Annotated in this window: 22 protein-coding genes; 17 read left to right on the top strand and 5 right to left on the bottom strand. The window is 31.1% G+C overall.

Going from position 1 to position 22,277, the window contains the following annotated elements; all coding sequences use genetic code 11:
- Nucleotides 1-96: 96 nt before the first annotated feature.
- The 3 genes from Q0T35_RS10185 (at nt 97) to Q0T35_RS11200 (ending at nt 2,369) form a co-directional block, all read left to right on the top strand.
- On the top strand, nt 97-948 hold the full coding sequence (locus tag Q0T35_RS10185) for a DUF4261 domain-containing protein (protein ID WP_295842961.1): 852 nt from the start codon (nt 97-99) through the stop codon (nt 946-948).
- Nucleotides 949-1,389: 441 nt separating this feature from the next.
- Entirely contained in the window at nt 1,390-1,920 is a 531-nt protein-coding gene (gene xrtF, locus Q0T35_RS10180) for an exosortase family protein XrtF (protein WP_295842958.1), read from the top strand.
- Between the two features lie 5 nt (nt 1,921-1,925).
- Nucleotides 1,926-2,369: an exosortase F system-associated protein gene (locus Q0T35_RS11200; RefSeq protein ID WP_366937742.1), complete on the top strand. Its 444-nt coding sequence runs from the start codon at nt 1,926-1,928 to the stop codon at nt 2,367-2,369.
- On the opposite strand, the gene Q0T35_RS10175 is transcribed toward Q0T35_RS11200, so the two are convergent.
- The 4 genes from Q0T35_RS10175 to Q0T35_RS10160 are packed head-to-tail and all read right to left on the bottom strand — an operon-like array spanning nt 2,353 to nt 4,864.
- Nucleotides 2,353-2,634, bottom strand: a complete 282-nt coding sequence (locus Q0T35_RS10175) for a hypothetical protein (protein WP_295842954.1) — start codon at nt 2,632-2,634, stop codon at nt 2,353-2,355. The genes Q0T35_RS11200 and Q0T35_RS10175 overlap by 17 nt on opposite strands.
- A gap of 29 nt (nt 2,635-2,663) precedes the next feature.
- Nucleotides 2,664-3,404 (bottom strand): 23S rRNA (guanosine(2251)-2'-O)-methyltransferase RlmB, encoded by a 741-nt coding sequence (gene rlmB / locus Q0T35_RS10170; protein ID WP_293918847.1) that lies wholly within the window; start codon nt 3,402-3,404, stop codon nt 2,664-2,666.
- Nucleotides 3,405-3,464: 60 nt separating this feature from the next.
- A complete protein-coding gene (gene yihA / locus Q0T35_RS10165; RefSeq protein WP_293918848.1) occupies nt 3,465-4,088 on the bottom strand; it encodes a ribosome biogenesis GTP-binding protein YihA/YsxC in 624 nt (207 codons plus the stop codon).
- A gap of 11 nt (nt 4,089-4,099) precedes the next feature.
- Complete coding sequence (locus Q0T35_RS10160) at nt 4,100-4,864, bottom strand: alpha/beta hydrolase (protein WP_293918849.1); 765 nt, start codon at nt 4,862-4,864, stop codon at nt 4,100-4,102.
- A 197-nt stretch (nt 4,865-5,061) separates the two neighbouring features.
- Between Q0T35_RS10160 and mraZ the strand changes: the two genes are divergently transcribed.
- Genes mraZ through Q0T35_RS10090 form a run of 14 tightly spaced genes read left to right on the top strand, consistent with a single transcriptional unit; the run spans nt 5,062 to nt 20,804 of the window.
- Nucleotides 5,062-5,529 (top strand): division/cell wall cluster transcriptional repressor MraZ, encoded by a 468-nt coding sequence (mraZ, locus tag Q0T35_RS10155; protein ID WP_293918857.1) that lies wholly within the window; start codon nt 5,062-5,064, stop codon nt 5,527-5,529.
- Nucleotides 5,516-6,424 carry a 16S rRNA (cytosine(1402)-N(4))-methyltransferase RsmH gene (gene rsmH / locus Q0T35_RS10150; RefSeq protein WP_293918850.1) on the top strand — a complete coding sequence of 303 codons (909 nt, stop codon included), beginning with the start codon at nt 5,516-5,518 and terminating at the stop codon, nt 6,422-6,424. Before mraZ ends, rsmH begins: the two co-directional genes overlap by 14 nt.
- Nucleotides 6,417-6,767, top strand: coding sequence for an FtsL-like putative cell division protein (locus Q0T35_RS10145; protein WP_293918851.1), 351 nt, complete (start codon nt 6,417-6,419; stop codon nt 6,765-6,767). Before rsmH ends, Q0T35_RS10145 begins: the two co-directional genes overlap by 8 nt.
- The gene (locus tag Q0T35_RS10140) at nt 6,760-8,727 is read left to right on the top strand and encodes a penicillin-binding protein (protein WP_293918852.1); all 1,968 of its coding nucleotides are present in this window, start codon (nt 6,760-6,762) and stop codon (nt 8,725-8,727) included. Before Q0T35_RS10145 ends, Q0T35_RS10140 begins: the two co-directional genes overlap by 8 nt.
- A complete protein-coding gene (locus Q0T35_RS10135; protein ID WP_293918853.1) occupies nt 8,724-10,181 on the top strand; it encodes a UDP-N-acetylmuramoyl-L-alanyl-D-glutamate--2,6-diaminopimelate ligase in 1,458 nt (485 codons plus the stop codon). Before Q0T35_RS10140 ends, Q0T35_RS10135 begins: the two co-directional genes overlap by 4 nt.
- 7 nt (nt 10,182-10,188) lie before the next feature.
- Nucleotides 10,189-11,412: a phospho-N-acetylmuramoyl-pentapeptide-transferase gene (gene mraY / locus Q0T35_RS10130; protein WP_293918854.1), complete on the top strand. Its 1,224-nt coding sequence runs from the start codon at nt 10,189-10,191 to the stop codon at nt 11,410-11,412.
- Between the two features lie 6 nt (nt 11,413-11,418).
- Complete coding sequence (murD, locus tag Q0T35_RS10125) at nt 11,419-12,753, top strand: UDP-N-acetylmuramoyl-L-alanine--D-glutamate ligase (RefSeq protein ID WP_295842951.1); 1,335 nt, start codon at nt 11,419-11,421, stop codon at nt 12,751-12,753.
- Between the two features lie 3 nt (nt 12,754-12,756).
- The gene (locus Q0T35_RS10120; RefSeq protein ID WP_295842949.1) at nt 12,757-13,947 is read left to right on the top strand and encodes an FtsW/RodA/SpoVE family cell cycle protein; all 1,191 of its coding nucleotides are present in this window, start codon (nt 12,757-12,759) and stop codon (nt 13,945-13,947) included.
- A complete protein-coding gene (gene murG, locus Q0T35_RS10115) occupies nt 13,934-15,037 on the top strand; it encodes an undecaprenyldiphospho-muramoylpentapeptide beta-N-acetylglucosaminyltransferase (RefSeq protein ID WP_295842946.1) in 1,104 nt (367 codons plus the stop codon). Before Q0T35_RS10120 ends, murG begins: the two co-directional genes overlap by 14 nt.
- A 3-nt stretch (nt 15,038-15,040) precedes the next feature.
- Nucleotides 15,041-16,402: a UDP-N-acetylmuramate--L-alanine ligase gene (gene murC, locus Q0T35_RS10110; protein ID WP_295842945.1), complete on the top strand. Its 1,362-nt coding sequence runs from the start codon at nt 15,041-15,043 to the stop codon at nt 16,400-16,402.
- A gap of 19 nt (nt 16,403-16,421) precedes the next feature.
- Nucleotides 16,422-17,114 carry a hypothetical protein gene (locus Q0T35_RS10105; protein ID WP_295842943.1) on the top strand — a complete coding sequence of 231 codons (693 nt, stop codon included), beginning with the start codon at nt 16,422-16,424 and terminating at the stop codon, nt 17,112-17,114.
- Nucleotides 17,115-17,116: 2 nt separating this feature from the next.
- The gene (gene ftsA, locus Q0T35_RS10100; RefSeq protein WP_295842941.1) at nt 17,117-18,484 is read left to right on the top strand and encodes a cell division protein FtsA; all 1,368 of its coding nucleotides are present in this window, start codon (nt 17,117-17,119) and stop codon (nt 18,482-18,484) included.
- A 14-nt stretch (nt 18,485-18,498) separates the two neighbouring features.
- Complete coding sequence (ftsZ, locus tag Q0T35_RS10095) at nt 18,499-20,334, top strand: cell division protein FtsZ (protein ID WP_295842940.1); 1,836 nt, start codon at nt 18,499-18,501, stop codon at nt 20,332-20,334.
- Nucleotides 20,335-20,357: 23 nt separating this feature from the next.
- Nucleotides 20,358-20,804: a GatB/YqeY domain-containing protein gene (locus Q0T35_RS10090; protein ID WP_293918949.1), complete on the top strand. Its 447-nt coding sequence runs from the start codon at nt 20,358-20,360 to the stop codon at nt 20,802-20,804.
- A gap of 100 nt (nt 20,805-20,904) precedes the next feature.
- Here the strand turns inward: Q0T35_RS10090 and Q0T35_RS10085 are convergent.
- Nucleotides 20,905-22,277, bottom strand: a 1,373-nt coding sequence (locus Q0T35_RS10085; RefSeq protein WP_295842937.1) for a T9SS type B sorting domain-containing protein, incomplete at its 5' end; no start/stop codon positions are given.

Here is a 22,277-nt window from a genome sequence, read left to right as displayed (position 1 = left end):
TAATTTAAAAATAAATTATTAATTAAAACGTTAAATAATATTAATTAAATTTGCACATATGTTAAATAATATTAAATAATAAAATTAGAAATTTAAATGTCACTGTTTGCTCGTTTATTTGGTAAAAAATCTAAAGTTGAAAATACGAATATTAAACAATCAATAGGATTAAGTGTTGTATTTAAAGGCTCCCTTAATTTTGACAAAGATAAACTATTAGATAAATTAAGATTTCTAGATTCTTCAATAACAAATGTCGATTACGAAACACCTGCCGGAGATCTTGAACAAGGCGTTTTTGCTTTAGTAAGTTGGGGAAAACACGTAGTTAGACTGATCGGATTCAATGAGCCTTTTCCTGCTGATGTATTGGAAACTTGTGTTGCACCAGCACATTATAGTCAAGATATCAAAGATCAAATTCGTAAAAATGATAGCCATGTAATTTTGTACTATAAGGGAAATGATGAAGATGCATTAGAACAATACCTAGCTTTGTCCCGTCTGGCAGCGTGTTTTGATGAATTTAACGCATTAGCAGTTATTAATGAAAACGCTCATTCTTCACTCCCTACAAATGTTTTAAGTGACTTACTTAGTGATGAAAACAGTGCGAAGAGTTTAAGCGATTGTTTACCGTTATTTTTCTGCGGGTTTGTTAAATATATTTTAGAAGATGCTAAAGGTGTCTGGATGCGCACTTACAATGCTGATGCATTTGGATTGCCTGATTTTGCTGTATTAGCAAATAACCATGATGAAGGATCTTACTATTTCGATATGTTTGGTAATATTTTATCGTATCTCCGTCAGAGTGGAGCAACTATGAATCCCGGGGATACAATGGAGATTGGCGATAATAAAATGTTGTTATTACGAGCTCCGCAGAAGGATGAATACTTCCTGAAAGATAAAGGTAATGTTTTGGTAGTAGAAATGAGTAAATAGTCAATCAAATCTATAAAATCATTATTGAGCAAATTATCCATTATTAAGCAATAAAAAACGACTTCTGATATTAAAAAATTTGATATCGGAAGTCGTTTTACATTTGAGTAAATTATAAAATAACTGTTTGTTTAATAAAATACGCAAACACAATCAATAATTATTTAAATATCACGATTTTAGATAGTAACATTTACTATTTCTGTTTATTTGATAACATAATGCTTATTGCGCACAGTAATATCGGCCACTCTGTGCTCAGACTGAAAAATATCATAAGCAAACTTCAATTCGTTCCGGAAAGGCATATAAGTTGAGTTTTGAAATTTTTGCATATTTGATGTTGTCATTCTGAACGTATAAATTTGCGATGAAGTTTTTTAGCATTTTTAAACAATATAATATCAATAATTTATATTTTTATATTTTAATTTCATTTTTATGAAAGAATATAAACCGATTTTCATAAGTTTAGTCAAATTTTTCTCCGTTTATTTGTTCTTAACAATATTGTACTATTGGTATCTAAGTTACTATCAAAACAAACTTCACACCTGTGATGATTATACTTATATGGTTGCTAAGCAATCTTCCTCATTACTAAATTGGGTAGGAATTTCCAGCCAAGCATTACATATGGATAATGAAAACTATATGCGTTTTTTTATTAATAATAAATCTATAAGTATTGTTAACGAAGGTTGTAATGCTTTATCAGTAATAATTCTATATATTTCATTTATTATCGCTTTTGCAAATTCGATAAAAAAAACATGTGTTTATTTACTGATAACAATCTTAATTATATATTTAATAAATATTTTAAGAATTAGTTTTATAAATTACGTATTTTCTTATTATCCGGAATACGGTGAAGCCAGCCATGATTATTTATTTCCAGCTATCATTTATGGACTTATTATTGTTTTATGGATTATTTGGATCAAATTTTTCGTATTTAAAAAGAAATAATTAATATGAAAAGAGTATCTAAAATTGTTGGAATTATGTTATGTATACTACTTTTAATTTTAGTAAGAAGATTCGAAACAAATATATTTTATGATCCACTCCTTCAATTTTTTAAACAGAAAGATTTTAATCATCATGCTCCACCCTATTTTAATGTACTGAAACTAATTATATCTCTTATATTCAGATACGGAATAAATTCCCTAATAACACTTGTTATTATTCAATTATGGTACAACGACAAGAAAATTACAAAGGTTTCTAATTATATCCTTTTATTTTGCTTTCTTTTCTTTACAAGCTTATATTTATTTTCGCTGTTTACAAATTTTAGTTTAGGATATATGCCTACTTTTTATATAAGGAGAATAATTATACAGCCCATATTGCTGTTATTACTTATTCCTTCCATTTATTATTATAAGAATCTATCTAATAATTCCCATTAGAATTATCATTAGCTGATGATCCTTGATTTTTTAATCTATCCCTCATAACTTCTCTTTCCGCCTCACTTGCTTTTCTTTTGATACTTTGTGATTTGCTGCTATACCCACTGATAGCTCCTAATATAAGGCCTAAACCGGCTCCTCCTATCAATCCTACTACTAAGGTTATAGTTAAAAATGGTTCTTTTGATCCGTTATACTGGATATAACCTAAAATTATTCCCAAGATTAAAAATAACGTTCCAATAATTATCGAACTTTTCATTATAAAAAATATTTTTAATATAAATTTTTTTAAATAGAATTTAAATTTTGTCTTATTACCTCATACAAAAAAGCCCCACAAGCCACTGACACATTTAAGGATTCCGTTTTACCATAAATTGGAAGCTTTAAGTTCGCATCGGAATTTTTTAATAAATCTCTTGAAATTCCTTTTTCCTCATTCCCTAAAATTACTGCTAATGGGAATTTCAACACTTCATCGTATAAATAAGTATTGGTTTTTTCAGTAGCACAAACAACTTTTATACCACTGAGCTTTAAATACTCTAATACTTTTAATAAATTTTTTTCTTTACAAATCTTTAAGTTATAAATAGCACCGGCAGAAGTTTTAATTGCATCTGAATTGACAGGAGCAGAACCTTCATCCGGAATCACTATAACATCGACCCCCACTATTTCAGCTGTTCTACAAATTGCACCAAAATTTCTTACATCAGTTAAATGATCTAAAATAAGAACAAATGGCATTTTACCCTCGTCAAATAATTGAGGTATCGAATCCTCTATAGTAAAAAATTGTACAGGAGAAAGAAAAGCACATACACCTTGATGATTTTTTCGAGTCAATCGATTTAATTTTTCAACAGGAACATATTTAACTCGAATTCCAGCTTGCGAAAATTTCATTTTTAAAACTTTGATATTCTCTCCTAATAAGCCATTTTGTATAAACACTTTATCAAATGTTTTTCCAGCTTCTAAGGCTTCCATAACAGGACGTATTCCGAAAATAAAATCTTTTTCCATAACAATAAAAGGTAATTTAAAAGCTACCGCTTACATTAATTTTCAAAATATAGAGGATGATTATTCGCCAAAATAAATCTTATTCCTAGCTAAATATTTATTAGTATCTTCAATAAAGGAAAGTATTTCTTCTTGTCCAATTTTCTTTTCTGATGATGTTTTAAACATTTCAGGGAGCTCATCCCATGTTTCACGTAATTTTTGAGAGTATTTTTTAAAATTAAACGAAAATTCTTTTTGAGAAACTTTATCTAATTTAGTAAAAATTAATGAAAAAGGGATTCCTTCTTCTCCTAACCAATTTATAAAATTCAAATCAATTTGCATAGGTAAATGACGAGAATCAATTAATACAAAGAGATTAACCAAATTTTTTCTGGATAAGATGTAGTTTTCAATCATTTTAGAAAATTCAGCCCTACTAGATTTAGAAGCCTTAGCATAACCATAACCTGGCAAATCTGTTAAGTACCAATTATCATTAATCAGGAAATGATTAATCAATTGGGTTTTTCCAGGAGTGGAAGAAGTTTTAGCTAAACCTTTTTTATTAGTGAGCATATTAATCAAAGAAGATTTACCCACATTAGATCTTCCTATAAATGCGTACTCCGGTTTGTTCCCTTCAGGGCAATCTTCCATAAATTTACTGCTTTTTATAAACTCTGCTGAATATATAGTCATAGTAAAAATTTCTATAATTTCATTTCTTTCAGCCAATTATAAAGAATTTCATTAAATTCATTTGGCTTTTCCATCATCGGAGAATGGCCACATTGATCGACCCAAAATAATTGAGAATTAGGAATACCTTCATGAAATTCCTCTGCTACTTCAGGGGGAGTTACGTTATCTTGTTTTCCCCAAATTAAACAAGTGGGTTGATAAATATTTTTTAATTCTTTAGATAAATTATGTTTAATAGCACTTCTTGCAATATGAATTGTTTTCAAAACTTTACTCCTATCGGATAATGTTTCGTACACTTCCTCTACTAATTCTTTAGTAGCTATTTTCGGATCATAGAAAACCTCTTCTGACTTCTTTTTGACATACTCATAACTGCCTCTTTTCGGATAAGACTCCCCAAAGCTTCTTTCATATAGTCCAGAACTTCCGGTTAAAACCAAAGAATCAACAAAATGAGGTTTTTTTAAAGATATCATTAAGCCTAAATGTCCCCCTAAAGAATTTCCTAAAATAATAGCCGGTTCATCAACTATTTTTTGAAGGAATGCTATCACATAATTAGTCAATCCCAATACATTAGTTCGTAGAGTTGGAAGAGAATACAACGGAAGCTCTATAGAATACACTTTGTATCCATTTTTAGAAAAAAAATCAACCTGATCCGAAAAATTGCTTAAACTTCCCATTAAACCATGTAATAAAACTATTGGTTTGCCCTCGCCCCTTACTGTGTATGCAAATTTTTTTTCTTTACGAAGATTAAAAATCATTAGTCAATCTTATTGCTATGCAAATGCAAAAGTACATCATTTATTACTAATTAGAAACATTATTTACTAATAACTTTCCTTTTTTACGAGTCAGAAATTCCATATTTTTTTGAACTATTTTACCCTACAAAAGTTATCAACAAAAGTGGAGTAAAGTGGAGTAAAGTGGAAAATAATTTATATTTTTGGAAACTAATATGGTTAGTTTTATAGGAACATACGAATGCACCCTTGATTCAAAAGGAAGAATCCTGCTCCCTTCAGGTTTGAAGAAGCAATTGGACTCGCTTTTGCATGAAGGTTTTATTCTAAAAAGATCTGTTTTTCAACCATGTTTAGAGCTACATCCTATGTCCGAATGGAATCAAGTGATGAGCAAAATAAATAAATTAAACCGTTTCATTAAAAAAAATAATGACTTTATACGCCAATTTACAGCCGGTTTAAAAAATATAGAAATTGATACTAATGGACGTTTGCAAATAAGCAAAGATTTAATTCAATTTGCTAAGCTTGAAAAAAACATTGTAGTTGCAGCTTCTATTAATGTCATTGAAATATGGGACAAAGACCTTTATGAAGAGTCTGTCAATGTGAATGAAGTAGACTTTGCCAATTTGGCTGAGGAAGTAATGGGTAATATATCTGAAAATGAATTATCATAAACCTGTCTTATTACAACAGAGTGTTGAAGCATTACTCTTGAATCCCAAAGGCACTTATGTAGATTGTACTTTTGGTGGAGGCGGACATTCAGGCTTGATTTTGAAAAAATTATCTCCGGAAGGTAGATTGTATGCTTTTGACCAGGATTATGATGTCACGTCTAATATTATTAAAGATAGTCGCTTTACATTTATTCAACAAAATTTTCGCTATCTTAAAAATTCCTTACGATTCTACAAAGTAGATAGCGTTGACGGAATACTTGCTGATTTGGGAGTTTCTTCTCATCAATTTGACATGCCCCAAAGAGGCTTTTCAACCCGATTTGAAGGTCCTTTAGATATGAGGATGAACAACAAACAGTCCCTTACGGCAAAAGATATTATTAACAACTATACGGAAGATCAATTATCGGAGATTTTTTATTTATACGGAGAATTAAAACAATCTAAGAAAATTTCAAAAGAAATTGTAGAAAGAAGAAAAGAAAATATAATTGAAACAACTTCAGATCTCAAAGAATTATTCAGTAAAAGTATTCCTGCTTTTAAACAAAATAAATTTTTCGCTCAATTATTTCAGGCTCTTAGAATTGAAGTAAACGACGAGTTAAATGCACTGAAAGAACTTTTAACTCAAAGTTATGAAATATTAAAACCAGGAGGTGTTTTAGTCTTTATCTCCTATCATTCATTGGAAGATCGGTTAGTAAAAAAATTCTTAAAAACAGGATTGTTTAAAGGAGAACCGGAAAGAGATGTATTTGGAAACTGGGACAAACCTTTTGATATTCCTTTCTCAAAAGCAATAGTTCCAAACCATGAGGAAATAATCGAAAACACCAGAGCACGAAGTGCAAAAATGAGGATAGCAATTAAAAGAAACAATGGCTAAAAAGACAGCTAAAAATAGAAAATCAAGAACTGTTTTAGATATACTAAAAGGAAAGTTTTTAGTAGAAGGTGATGCATTTTCTGTATGGAAATTTATCTTATTCCTAATGGTATTATCTTTAATTTCAATTTCTTCCTCTCATATTGTTGATGAAAAAGTAGTTGAAATTTCTGACTTAAAAGAAAGATCAGAAGAGTATAAAGCAAGATACGCTTTAATACATAATAAACTAATGAAATTAAAAGTAGAATCTGAATTGGGTGAAATAGTAAGTTCTGATTCACTTTACCCATTAGATAAACAACCCTATAAAATTTTGGTGCCGAAAGTAGAAGATGAATAATAACAAGAGAAGAAAAATATTAGCACGTACCTATTGGGTTTTCGTATTTATTCTACTATTTGCGGGATCTGTATTTATACGGCTTATATATATACAAACTCATGATACTGAAAAGTATAAAAATCTTGCACAAACGACAAACTTCAGAAATGTTGAGGTTGTAGCTGCAAGAGGAAATTTATACGCTTCAGATGGAATCTTACTTGCTACAACGATTACCAAATATGATATTTATATGGATATGAAAACTATCCGCACAGAATTGTATCAGAATAATATTGGCGCATTATGCGATTCATTGCAAAAAATGTTTAAAAAGCCGAGCTTTTATTTTTATTCGAGACTAAATGAAGGAAGAAAAAAAGAAAACCAATATTTAAAATTAGTCAAAGGTCTGGATTACGAACAATTTGCACGACTTAAAAATTTTCCCATCCTAAATAAAGGGAAAAATAAAGGAGGCTTTATAGTAGAAAGAAGAACAGAAAGAGTAAAAACTATTTCAGGATTTGGGGGCAGAACTTTAGGATTTGATGATGAGAGAGGTAAATCCGGATTGGAAGGAGCTTTCTCTGGTTATTTAAAAGGTAAAAACGGTAGAGAAATTCAACAACGAATTAACCAAAAACAATGGAAGCCCATAAATATTGAACTGGAGCCACAAGATGGTAATGATGTGTACACAACGATTGATATAAGGATTCAAAATATTGCATACTCTGCTTTACAAGATCAACTTGAAAAATCAGAAGCTGACCACGGTTGCACTATAGTAATGGAGGTAAAAAGCGGGAAAATAGTTGCTCTTACCAATCTAAAAAGAACTAAAGAAGGAGAATATATCGATCTACGGAATTATGCTGTATGGGAAGCTGCAGAGCCTGGATCAACATTTAAATCCGTATCTATGCTCGCACTTCTTGACGATGGATATGTAGAACCTAATACAAAAGTTGATATAGGTCCGGGATATTGGGAATATCATAAACATATTATACGAGATGACCATGGAAGTGGTGTAATTACACTATCACAGGTTCTTTCTCAATCGAGCAACGTCGGGATATCTAAAATGGTAAGCACTTATTTTTCAAAAAATCCACAAGATTTCTTGAATAAAATCAATTCCTGGGGAATAAATCAAAAAACGGATATAGATATTCCAGGAGAAAGCGCACCTTACATTCCAAAATATGACAAAAGATGGGGGCCGGTTACGCTTGCCTGGATGTCATTCGGATATGGAATAAAGCTAACTCCTTTACAGATTCTCACTTTTTACAATGGGATAGCCAATAATGGGAAATTAATGAAGCCGCAGTTGCTATATAAAATTGAAACTAAAGGCATCGTTACAGAAAAATTTACACCTATAGTAATAAATCAAAAAATGGCTTCTCAAAAAGCAATTAACGATTTAAAGAAAATGTTAACCTATGCCGTAGAAACCGGAACTTCGAGAAGCATTTATACGCCCAATTTATCTATGGCCGGTAAAACGGGAACTGCACAGGTAGAATATTGGAATAAAGGAAAAGGAAGACTATATCAAGCATCATTCTGTGGATTTTTTCCAGCAGATCAACCCGAATATTCTTGCATTGTAGTCATCAATAAACCCAAAAAAGGTTTTTATGGGGCACAAGTTGCCGCTCCTGTATTTAAAGAAATAGCTGGAAAAGTATATCTAAAAAAACCATTAAATCTACCTAAATTAGATAAATCTAAAGAATCACAAAAAATAAATTTACTGATAACACGAAAACAAAAAATAACTATTAATCCACTAACTACTATAGTCCCAAATGTGATCGGCTATTATGGCAAAGATGCCATACCTGCTTTGGAAAATTTAGGATTGAAAGTAGTATACACAGGAAATGGAAAAGTCGTGGAACAATCCATTATTGGCTTTCCAATAAAAAAAGGTATGACCGTATATTTAAAATTAAGCGCATGAAAAAGCTCTCAGATCTATTGAATAAAGTATCCATTGAAAAACTAATAGGAAATGTTAGTTCTTTAATCAAAGGTATTGCTTTCGATTCAAGAAAAATTGAACCGGGATGTATTTTCTTTGCCATCAAAGGATATGATTTAGATGGGCATCAATTTATACCCCAAGCAATATCAAAAGGAGCTACTGCTATTATATGTGAAGAGTTGCCGGCTCAATGCTTTGATTCAGTCACTTATATTCAGGTTAAAGATACGAGCCTAGCTTTAGGAATAGTTGCCTCTAATTTTTATGATAATCCTTCAGAAAAATTGACACTTATAGGGATTACCGGAACTAATGGGAAAACTACAACTACCACTTTATTGTTTAACCTATTTACACAATTAGGTTTTCATTGTGCTTTACTATCAACTATTGAAAATAGAATTTCAAATAAAATTTTAAAATCAAATCATACAACCCCCGACCCCATTACTATTAATAATTTATTGGCACAAGCCGTTGAAAATAATTGTCAATACGCTTTTATGGAGGTCAGCTCACATGGAATTCATCAAAATAGATTAGCCGGACTTACTTTTAAGATCGGAGCTTTTACTAATATTACTCATGATCATTTAGATTATCATAAATCATTTTCCAATTATATATTGGCAAAAAAGAAGTTTTTTGATGAATTACCAAAAACTGCAATAGCTATTACTAATGTTGATGACAAGAATGGACTGATCATGCTTCAAAATACAAAGGCTAAGAAGGTAACATATTCTTTAAAATCAACTTCCGACTATAAAGGTAAAATTATTGAAAACAGGCTAGATGGAATGTTGTTGCAATTTAATAGTTACGAATTTTGGACAGTCTTAGCAGGTAAATTCAATGCATATAATGAACTATTGTCATATGCCATTTCCTCTGAATTGGGTTTTGATCACTTAACTATATTGACAGCTCTTAGCAAATTACAAAGAGTTAAAGGACGTTTTGAAACCTACGTATCTGATGATCAAAAATATATTATTGTTGATTATGCTCATACTCCCGATGCATTACAAAATATATTGGAAGCAATCAATCAATCTCGAACAAGGAATGAAAAGTTAATTACAGTATTCGGATGCGGAGGACACCGAGATAAGGAAAAAAGACCTAAAATGGGTAATATAGCTACTCAGTTATCTGATTTATCAATTATTACTTCAGATAATCCTAGAGATGAAAATCCGGATGAAATTATTACTGAAATCGAATCCGGAATTGAAGCACAAAATACCCATAAATATCTTTCCATAACAGACAGAAAACAGGCCATACGAGCAGCTATTAAAATGACTCAGCCTAAAGATATAATTCTAATTGCTGGAAAAGGACACGAAAATTACCAAGAAATAAATGGAGAACGATTTCCATTTGATGATATGAACATAACTAAACAATTACTAAAAAATACATAAAGAAAAGATGCTTTACCACTTATTTGATTATCTAAATGTACATTATTATATACCCGGAAGTGGATTATATAAATATATTACATTCCGTGCCTTAGCTGCGGTATTTACATCTTTATTCATATCATTAATTATAGGAAAAAGAATTATAAATTTTCTTAGAAAAAAGCAACTAGGTGAAACCGTTAGGGAATTAGGTCTTACCGGTCAGAAAGAAAAAGAAGGTACTCCAACTATGGGAGGAATAATTATTATTCTTGCCACATTGATTCCTGTACTATTATTCTGTAAGCTAAATAACATTTATATCATCATTCTAGTTATATCAACAATTTGGATGGGCATTATTGGCTTTTTGGACGACTTCTTAAAAATTCATAAAAAAAATAAGGATGGACTAAAAGGAAAGTTCAAAATCTTAGGACAGATTAGTCTGGGAATTTTTGTAGGAGTTGTATTATATACCAATAAGGACATTGTAATTAGAGAAAAGATTGAAGGATCTCTTAATATTGAATTAGCAAAGGACTTTTATCCTAAAGAAAAATCATTTAAAACAACCATTCCTTTTTTTAAAAATAATCAATTTGACTATGGAAAAGTTTTAACATGGATAGGAGTTGATGAAAAAGACTCACAAAATTTGGTATGGATTATTTTAATTCCTGTAGTTATCACCATTGTAACGGCTGTATCAAATGGAGCCAATTTAACAGATGGAATCGACGGATTAGCTGCTGGAAGTTCTGCTATTATAGTTACTGCACTTGCTCTTTTTGCTTATGTTTCTGGAAATATAATGATGGCGGATTACTTAAATCTAATGTATATACCAAACTCTGGAGAAGTAGTAATATTTTCAGCAGCTTTTGCTGGGGCTTTAATAGGCTTTTTATGGTATAATACGTATCCGGCACAAGTATTTATGGGAGATACGGGAAGTTTGACCATAGGCGGATTAATTGCTGTTTTGGCTATCGTATTGAGAAAAGAACTCCTCATACCGGTGCTATGCGGAATATTTTTGGTTGAAAACCTATCAGTCATGGTACAGGTGAGTTATTTTAAATATACTAAGAAAAAATACGGAGAGGGAAAAAGAATATTCTTAATGTCTCCTCTTCATCATCATTTTCAAAAATTGGGATACCATGAAAGTAAAATTGTTACTCGTTTTTGGATTATCGGTATTATGCTCGCAATTTTCTGTATTATAACCTTAAAAATAAGATAGATAAAAATGAAGAAGCTAGTTATATTAGGTGGCGGAGAAAGCGGCGTTGGAGCTGCAATTTTAGGTAAAAAGGTAGGTTATGATGTCTTTCTTTCCGATAGAAATAGTATAAAAGAAAAATATAAAAATATTCTAACCAAAAAACAAATACCTTTTGAGGAAAATCAACATACGGTAGAAATAATTCTAAATGCAGATTGGATTATAAAAAGCCCTGGAATTCCAAAAAAATCTAACATCATTCAAAAAATAAATGAAAGAAAAATTCGAATTTCTTCTGAAATTGAATTCGCTTCTCAATTTACAAAGGCTACATTAATTGCAATCACGGGGTCTAACGGAAAAACAACTACCACTTCTCTAACCTATCACATTTTTAAAAACGCAGGATATCATGTAGGTCTAGCCGGAAACATCGGAAAAAGCTTTGCATGGCAAGTGGCTGAAGAAAATTTCGATTACTATATACTTGAAATCAGCAGTTTCCAATTAGATGACATACAAAGTTTTAAACCACACATTGCTATGGTACTGAACACAAGCCCGGATCATTTGGATCGATATGATTATACATACCAAAAATATGTTGATGCAAAATTTATGATAACCTCTAACCAAGATAAATACGATTTCTTTATATATAATGAAGATGACCTGATGACAAAAAATTGGTTTGAAAATAATGATACACATGCTAACAAGCTTTCTTTTTCTTTAGATAATAAAATAGAAAACGGGGCTTATAGCGATAATGAATATATAAACTTCCACATTAACTCTGATACTTTTAAAATGAAAATTAATGAATTAGCACTAACAGGAAAACATAATATGGCCAATTCTATGGCAGCAGGGATTGCAGGAAAGCTTTCTAAAATTAAAAATGAATTTATAAAACAAAGTCTGATGGATTTTGAAGCAGTAGAGCATCGTCTAGAATTTGTTTTAAAAATTAATGGCATCAATTTCATAAATGACAGTAAAGCAACTAATGTAAATTCCGTGTATTATGCTTTAGAAAGCATGAAAACTCCAATTATTTGGATTGTAGGTGGTACAGATAAAGGAAATGATTATAAAGAATTACTTCCTTTTGTACAACGCAAAGTTAAAGCTATTGTTTGCCTGGGAATAGATAATACCAAAATTATAAGCTCTTTTCAAGACATTGTTTCAAACATTGTAGAAACTCAGTCAATGAAAGATGCAGTTAAAGCAGCTTATAGCTTAGGTTCTAAAGGAGATTCTGTTCTTCTTTCTCCAGCATGTGCTAGCTTCGATTTATTTAAAAATTACGAAGATCGTGGAAATCAATTTAAAGAAGAAGTTAGAAAACTTTAGTACATGAAAAAATTAAAACAATACTTTAAAGGAGATATAACTTTATGGGCAGCGATATTTTTAATTTCGCTTGCATCCTTCTTACCTGTATATTCTGCAAGTTCTAACTTGCAGTATGTTGTCGGAGAGGGTTCTGTATTGGGACATTTTACTAAACATGCTGGATTCATTATAGTTGGCATTGGTATTGTTTTTATTTTTCAAAAAATTGATTATAAATATTTTGGAGGTTTTTCAAAATTATTATTACCTGTAGTTATTTTTCTATTAATACTTACTTTAATGCAAGGAAAAAGTATTGACGGAGCAAATGCTTCTCGATGGTTAAAACTTCCAGGAGTGCCATTTGCTTTTCAAACTTCTGTTTTCGCTGCATTAATATTAAATATATATGTTGCCAGATATCTGGATAGAAATAAAGATAGAGAAATAACTTTTAATAACAGTTTTGTACCAATACTTTTACCTATATTCCTAGTAGTGGGATTAATATTTCCGGCAAACGGATCCACTGGAATTTTAATCTTTTTGATGGTGTTGGCTTTATTATTTATCGGGGGGTATCCAATGAAAATATTACTTTCTATAATTGGAGTTGGTATAATTGTGGTTATTCTCTTTATAACAATCATGCTAAAATTTCCTGATATGTTTCCTGGTCATAGGGTTCATACCTGGAAAAGCAGAATTGAGAACTTTGCTGGAGGAGAAGGAGAAGAAAGCTATCAAGTACAACAAGCAAAAGCGGCAATAGTTCAAGGCGGTATAATAGCTAGAGGTCCGGGAAAAAGTGCATTTAAGCAATCTTTACCTCAATCGTCCTCAGACTTTATTTTTGCCATTATAGTTGAAGAATATGGTATTATGGGTGCTATTACATGCTTTTTCCTTTACTTACTTATACTATGGAGAATAATAGTTATTGCTACAAAAGTAGAAAATATATTCGGCACCCTGTTAGTAGTAGGAATTGGATTGCCTATTATATTTCAGGCATTTTCAAATATGGCTGTTGCGGTAAACTTAATTCCTGTAACTGGCCAGCCATTACCTATACTAAGCTATGGCGGAACCTCCATGTGGGTAACCTATATGGCTTTAGGAATTATTATCAGTGTAAGTCGTGATATGATTCCTGAAGAAAATATTAAAGAAAATAATAAAAAAGAAGATGTAAATTATGAAATCGCCTAGATTCTTACTTAGTGGTGGAGGTACTGGAGGACATATTTTCCCCGCAATAGCCATTGCAGATGAAATAAAACGTCGCTTACCCAATGCAGAATTTCTTTTTATAGGATCGGAAGATAAAATGGAGATGGAAAAAGTACCTCAAGCTGGTTATAAAATCGAAGGATTATGGATTTCAGGAATTTCAAGATCTTCTATGCTTGCCAACCTAAAATTTCCTTTTAAGGTTTTTTCAAGTATCATAAAATCACGAAAAATTATTAAATCTTTTAAACCCGATGCTGCTATAGGCACAGGAGGATATGCATCCGGACCAGCTTTGTACGTAGCTGCAAATACAAATATTCCTACTTTTATACAGGAGCAAAATTCCTTTCCAGGGATAACCAATAAGAAACTTGCAAACAAAACAAAGGGAATATTTGTTGCCTATGATAGTATGGATACGTTTTTTCCAAAAGAAAAAATACACTTTACAGGAAATCCTGTTAGAAAATCACTATTCAATAATAAAGTTTCACAAGAACAAGCGAAGAAAGAATTAAAATTAGATTCTTCTAAATTGGTTATATTATCAATAGGTGGATCTTTAGGTTCTAGGACTATAAATAATTTTTGGAAAAATAACTCAAAAATAATTGCTGATTCTGATATACAAATTTTATGGCAAACCGGTAAATCGGATTACTCTGATATTATAAATAATTCTGAGTTAAAACATCCCAACATACAAATAACTGAGTTTATTAAAAATATGTCTCTAGCTTATGCTGCTGCTGATATAATTATTTCGAGAGCTGGAGCCATAGCTATATCCGAATTAACTTTAGCCGGAAAACCTACTATACTCATACCTTTTCCCTATGCTGCAGAAGATCATCAGACTAAAAATGCTCTGCAATTGGTTAATTATAAAGCAGCAAAAATGGTAAAAGATTCTGATGTTTCAAGTAAATTATTAGAAGAAATTCAAAATCTCATTAGCAATGCCAATGAAAGAGAACTGTTAGGTGAAAATATTTTAAAAATGGCTAAACCTAATGCTACTGAAGAAATTGTTTCTCATATATTAAAAGAATTAAATTTTGAATAATTAATGACAGACATTCACACATATAAAAACTATTATTTTATAGGAATTGGAGGAATTGGAATGAGTGCCTTAGCACGCTATTTTAAGTTTTCCAACTCAAATGTATATGGATATGATAAAACAAGTACTAAGCTAACTCATAGCCTAGAAAATGAAAATATACCTATTCTATATGAAGATTCAATTTCATTACTTCCAAAAGATATTTCAGCGGGAAATACATTAATTATATATACACCGGCTATACCGAAAGATTTAAAAATTAAAAATTATTTTATTGAAAAAAACTTTACTCTCTTAAAAAGATCACAAGTTTTAGGAGAAATTACTAGAAGTACTTTATGTTTAGCCATAGCAGGAACTCATGGAAAAACAACCACCTCTACCCTATTGGGGCATATATGTAAGTATGCAAATCTACCTTCGACTGCTTTTCTCGGCGGCATTTCAGCAAATTATAATTCTAATTTTATTTATAATGGAGCTGAAATTTCTATTGTTGAAGCAGACGAATTCGATAGATCTTTTCTTGCCTTATCACCCAATATGGCGACTATAACCTCAACAGACTCCGATCACCTAGATATATATGGAAATAAAGAAAATATTATAGATTCCTATAATAAGTTCGCAGCATTGATTCCAGAAGATGGATTCTTAGTAGTAAAAAAGGGGTTACCCATCCGGGCAAAACATTTAACTTATTCCGCGCAGGAAAAGGCTGATTATTATGCTGAAAATATTCAAATTGTCAACGGAAGTTTTAAATTTGATTTAATAACTCCTAAACAAACTATAAAAGATTTCAAACTGCCTATTCCGGGAAAGCATAATGTAGAAAATGCAATAGCCGCCTTAGCAATCGGTTTAAAACTAGGTATTGAACCCGATATTTTACGTAAAGCATTAGCTGAATTTAAAGGAGTTTTACGAAGATTCAACCAGCATATTTTCGAAAACGATACAATATACATTGATGATTATGCACATCATCCGACTGAGATAAACGCAGTAATTGATACTATTAGAAATATGTATCCTTCAAAAAAATTACTGACTGTTTTTCAACCTCATCTCTATTCTAGAACAAAAGATTTTGCTGAAGATTTTGCTAGTAGTCTTAGTAAAACAGACCAACTAATTTTGTTAGACATTTATCCTGCAAGAGAAATTCCTATTGAGGGAGTTACCTCGGAATGGCTTGCTGAAAAAATTGAATTAGATAATAAAGAGATAAGCTCGATAGACAATGTTTTAAATACTATTAAGACAAAAGATTTTGATGTGCTTCTTACTATAGGAGCCGGTAACATTGATACTTTACATGATCCTATAATTAATTGGCTTAATGAAATTAAAATATAGATTTATAAAAATATTTTCATTGATAATAGTATTAGGGTTTCTAATGAACTTCGCTGTACGAAGGCATAACGATAGAATTATAGATACAGTAAAAATTCATATTGAAAATTCTGATTATATACATTTTATTACTAATACTATGGTCAAAGATATAGTAAATCTATCTTCAGAAAACGGAAAAAAGGCTATTAAAATAAAAGATATAAACATTTCAAAAACGGAAAGTAATTTAGATTCAAATCCATTTATTTCTAATAGTAACGTATATATTGATTTAAATGGTTCTATTAATATAAATATTGATCAAAAAATTCCTGTAGTTCGAGTAAAAACCTCTAATGAAGAATTTTATTTGGATAAATTCGGAAGTAAATTCCCTTTATCTAGAAACTTTTCATTACCTTGTTTAATTGCAACCGGGGAAATAGGAAATAAAGAATTTAATAATTTAGTAAAATTAACTCAATTAATTGCAGATGATGATACATTAAAAAACCATATTGTAAGTATTGTAAAAGACAAAAAAAATTGTTATAATTTTCTTTTAAATATACCGGGAGTATATATTGAATATGGAGAATTAAAAAATAATCATCAAAAGCTTACTAATTTAAAAGAATTTTACAGACAATATTTAGATTATGTAGGTTTTGGAGTGTATAAAAAAATAAGTTTAAAATATGACAATCAAATAGTTGCAACAAAAAGATAAATATGAACAATAACAATATTGCAGTAGGTTTGGACATAGGAACAACAAAGATTGTTGCTATAGTAGGTCAAAGGAATGAGCATGGAAAATTGGTCATTCTGGGAATGGGCAGAGCTAAAAGTTTAGGAGTTCATCGAGGTGTGGTAAATAACATTACTCAGACTATTGATTCAATTAAAAAGGCAATTTCTGAGGCTGAAAAGGCTGCTAACTACAAAATTACCGATGTGACTGTAGGAATCGCAGGTCAACATATTAGAAGTCTTCAGCATAGTGATTATATTTCGAGACCCAATTTCGAAGATGTTATTGATGATAGAGATATTGAGAATTTAAAAGATCAAGTACATAAGCTTGTTATGCTTCCAGGAGAGGAAATAATACATGTTCTCCCTCAGGATTACAAAGTAGATTCTCAATCTGAAATTATTGAACCACGCGGCTTTCATGGAAGTCGTCTGGAAGCCAACTTTCATGTAGTAGTTGGACAAATTTCCTTAATAAGAAATATTGCTAGATGCGTTAAAGAAGCAGGATTGAACTTAGTAGGAATAACGCTCGAGCCTCTTGCTTCATCCGATGCTGTATTGAGTCAAGAAGAGAAAGAAGCAGGAGTAGCTTTGATAGACATAGGAGGTGGTACTACAGATATTGCTGTTTTTAAAGATAATATTATACGTCATACGGCAGTGATACCTTTTGGAGGCAATGTTATTACAGATGATATTAAATCAGGTTGCTCCATCATTGAAAGACAAGCTGAAATTTTAAAAGTTAAACACGGGTCTGCTTGGCCTTCTGAAAATAAAGAAATTGAGGTCATAAGCATTCCAGGATTACATGGGAGAGAACCTAAAGAAATTACGGTAAAAAAATTATCCCAAATCATTCACGCTAGAGTAGAAGAAATTATTTCTTTAGCCTATATTGAATTAAAAAATTATGGCTGTGAAGAGCAAAAGAAAAAATTAATTGCAGGAATTGTAATGACCGGAGGTGGCTCTAAATTAAAACATTTAAGACAATTAACAGAATATACTACCGGAATGGATGTTCGGATAGGTTTTTGCAATGAACATCTTGCAAGTGGACAACCGGAAGAACTCGCAAGTCCAGAATATGCTACAGCTATCGGACTATTGATGACGGGACTTAATAATCTTGATCTAAAGAAAAATAAGTTTAAACAAGAGCAGAAAGATATTCAACCTAAGGAAAACACTTCTGAATCTCTTGAGGAAAAGAAAATTTCAAATAGTACAATAAATAATAATATTGAAAAAAAATTGAAAGAAGAAAAGAAAAAGAAGAAATCCATATTCGCAGCTTTTCAAGAAAAATTTATTAAATATATTAATGACACAGAGTAAATTATTTAAATAAGATGGATAATACAGAAAACAATAAGCTATTTTTTGAGCTGCCCAAAAATAAAACTTCTGCGATCAAGGTTATTGGTGTTGGAGGTGGAGGTAATAATGCTGTTGGTTATATGTATGATCAAGGCATAACTGGTGTTGATTTTATAATTTGCAACACGGATGCACAGGCATTAATAAACAATCCTATTCCTAACAAAATTCAATTAGGAAATACAATTACAGAAGGATTGGGTGCAGGAGCAAATCCGGAAATCGGAGAACAAGCTGCTCTTGAAAGTATCGATGATATTAAAAATGCTTTAGGAGAAGAAACCAAAATGGTTTTTATTACTGCAGGAATGGGAGGTGGAACAGGTACTGGTGCAGCACCCATTATTTCCGGCATTGCAAAAGAAATGGGCATATTAACTGTAGGTATAGTAACTATTCCATTTTCATTTGAAGGTAAAATCAGACTGGAGCAAGCGGAAAAGGGACTTGAAAAAATTAGAAAAAACGTAGATTCTTTAATCGTTGTAAAAAATGATAAACTTCGAGAGCTTTATGGTAATTTAGGTTATAAATCTGGTTTTTCTAAATCAAATGAGGTCCTCAGCACTGCAGCAAAAGGGATTGCAGAGGTAATTACAAAAAATTACTCGATAAATATAGATTTACGTGATGCTAAAACCGTATTGGCAGACAGCGGTACAGCAATAATGGGATCTTCTATAGCCTCAGGGCCTAATAAAGCTCAAGATGCTATTATGACCGCATTGGATTCTCCTTTGCTTAATGATAATAAAATTACGGGTGCTAAAAATGTATTGTTACTTATTGTTTCGGGAGAAGAAGAAATCACCGTAGATGAAATAGGTATTATAAACGATCATATTCAATCTGAAGCAGGCAATAATACAAATATCATTATGGGTATCGGTGAAGATGAAAGTTTAGGAGAAAATATAAGCGTTACGGTTATTGCTACCGGATTTCCTGTAGACGACGAAAGAAATAGCGGAAAGGAAAGAGAAAAGATCGTACATACTTTAACCGATGATTTTCCATCATCCGGTACTCTGCATGTTGGAATTAGAAATTCAACCATTTCTCAAAGTCAAAGTCAAAAAGATAATGGAAACGATGAGCCTAGAGTTATCTCTCCTTCAAATAAAGAAAATTATAATCAGGAAAAAACGGAAGAAAAAGTAGCCCAGAAGATAATAACACTTGAAGATGAGGATGAAGTAACTACTTTTGGTATATCAAACAGACAAGATCCTACAGCTCCTTCTTTTTATATCGATGAAGAAATAAATATTATTAAAAAAGATATTACTAATCTTTCCAAAAATAACGAAACAACTCTATTTTCTAGCTCAGAAAATAGTTATCAAGAAGTTCGTGAAGATAAGTTACAGGAGCCTCCTGTCAATCAATCAACCATATTCACTTTAGATGAGGCTGATGATTTTACCCAAAAAGTAACTTTACAAACTGACTTTGGAGAGATTGATATCAATCAAAATAAGATTCAGCTTCCTGAGGAAAAGATTTCGAACTTAACCGAAGATAAAACCGTTATTGAAGATAAAAATTATTCTTCAGAATCTCTAAATGAACTTATGGAGAAAAAAATTCAGGAAAGAAGAGAAAGACTAAAAAAATTGAATAGTAAATTTCAAGGATTATCTAAACAAAATGTTGATGAAGTTGAAAGAGTTCCTGCATATAAAAGACAAGGTATTAATTTAGATGATACTAATGATTATAATCAAAACTCGGATATGTTCTTCAATAAAAAATCTAATGAAGTTCAAATTCGTCCTAATAATTTTTTCCATGACAATGTAGATTAGTCCATAACTTATAAAAAGATGATATGAGCTTAGAAACCCAAATAATGGATGCGATGAAGGTCGCTATGAAAGATAAAGATAAAATAGCTTTAGAATCTTTACGAGCTATTAAATCTCAATTATTATTACTTAAAACTGACGGCAAGACTGAAAATATTTCTTCTGATCAAGAAATAGCTTTATTACAAAGATTAGTTAAGCAGAGAAAGGAAGCTTATGAGCAATTTATTGCAAATAACAGGAATGAATTGGCTGAAAATGAATTGGCCCAGGCAAAAGTTATTGAGAAATTTCTTCCTGCACAACTTACCCCTGAAGAATTAGAGAATGAACTCAAAGAAATTATTAAAGAAACAGGTGCCCAGGATATTAAAGATTTAGGAAAAGTCATGGGTATTGCTTCTAAAAAATTGCAAGGAAAATCTGAAGGGAAAATAATTTCAGAAACTGTTAGGAAGTTGTTGTCCTAATTTATCTTTTGTATTAAAGCCGACTATAACAGTCGGCTTTTTTTATAACAAAAAAGACATTCGAAAATGAATGTCTTTTTTATTTATATTACTAATCGTATTATCTATCTGATTCGTTATAATTCCTCAACATAATCCAACCTGTAAACTCGCGCCCATCAGCAATAGTTATTATATACCAATAAGAAGATGTTGGCAAATTTCTGCCTAAATGCTTACCATCCCATAGGAAACACGTATTGGAACTTTGTTCGAACACTTGCTTACCATATCTGTCAAAAATTTTAACATGGGAAACTCCTCCATTAAATAAATCCAATCCACACACTCTCCAAACATCGTTATAGTTATCGCCATTAGGTGTAATTACATTATTAATCCCGAATATAATCCCTTTCGATGTTAATGCATCACAGTTGTTTGCCACAGATCGCACATAAAAGGTATAAATGCCTTGTTTCAGATTAGTAAATGTATTATTTCTTTGCCATTTTACTTTATCTATCGAATATTCTAAAGGAGCAGGTCCTTTAGCTATAACAGTAATATAATCTTTTCCTTGTTGCAATTCTACAATCACAGGTTCTTCCAATAGTTTAACTTTAATCTGATGTGTAGTGGTACAAGAGATATTATAGTTTAGAAGCTTGGTAAGTTCTACTGTATAAACACCTATATCTCTAACATTTTCAAGATAACGACCATTTCCGACTAATTTTCCATTAAAGAACCAACGGATCTCCGTATAGCCATCATCTCCGGCATCTAAGGTAGTGGAGTATCTTGGACAGACATATACCACTTCATTAGGAGGGGTAGGAGAAATATAAGGTATTAGCTCTACTTTTGCTACAGAAGGACAAAAATCCTCAGAAATATCATCAACCCTTACATAGATATATCCTTTATTACTTTTATAATTAGATAATTCCGGCTCTAGTATTTCCTTAGAAGGAATACCCATTGCCAGGTCTTTTAAGGCATTATTTGCATCCTTTTCCGTTCTATAATAACGTACTCTTGTATCTGGTTTTACTTTAAACAAGCTTTCTACTAAAGGTAATTGAAAATATGCATACCCGTCTTTATCCTCATCACAAGCATATAAAGTTGTATCTTTAATTTCTGCCGGATTATTAGTTTCAAATTCAATTTTAGTAATACCTATACATTCGGTATGTATGTTTTTAATTCTAATGTAAATATTATCGGACAAAGTAAAATAAGTATTTTTATCTATACTTTCTGTTCCTTTCAATGCTTTTGAAAGTCCCTCATGATAAGTTATTTTATAATTGGAATTATTTAAATAATCATGACCTTCTTTATCTTTTATTTTAGGATCTAAATCTTTTAACAATAAGTCGTCATATATTCCATTATTATCTCCATCACATACAAATTGCGGAGATAGTACAGGCCTTGGAGTTTCTTTCTGGGTTATCGTAATGATTCCAGCATTACCACATCCGT

Source organism: uncultured Apibacter sp. (assembly GCF_946479295.1).
Taxonomy (GTDB): Bacteria; Bacteroidota; Bacteroidia; order Flavobacteriales; family Weeksellaceae; genus Apibacter.
This window is presented reverse-complemented; position numbering and strand designations above follow the sequence as displayed.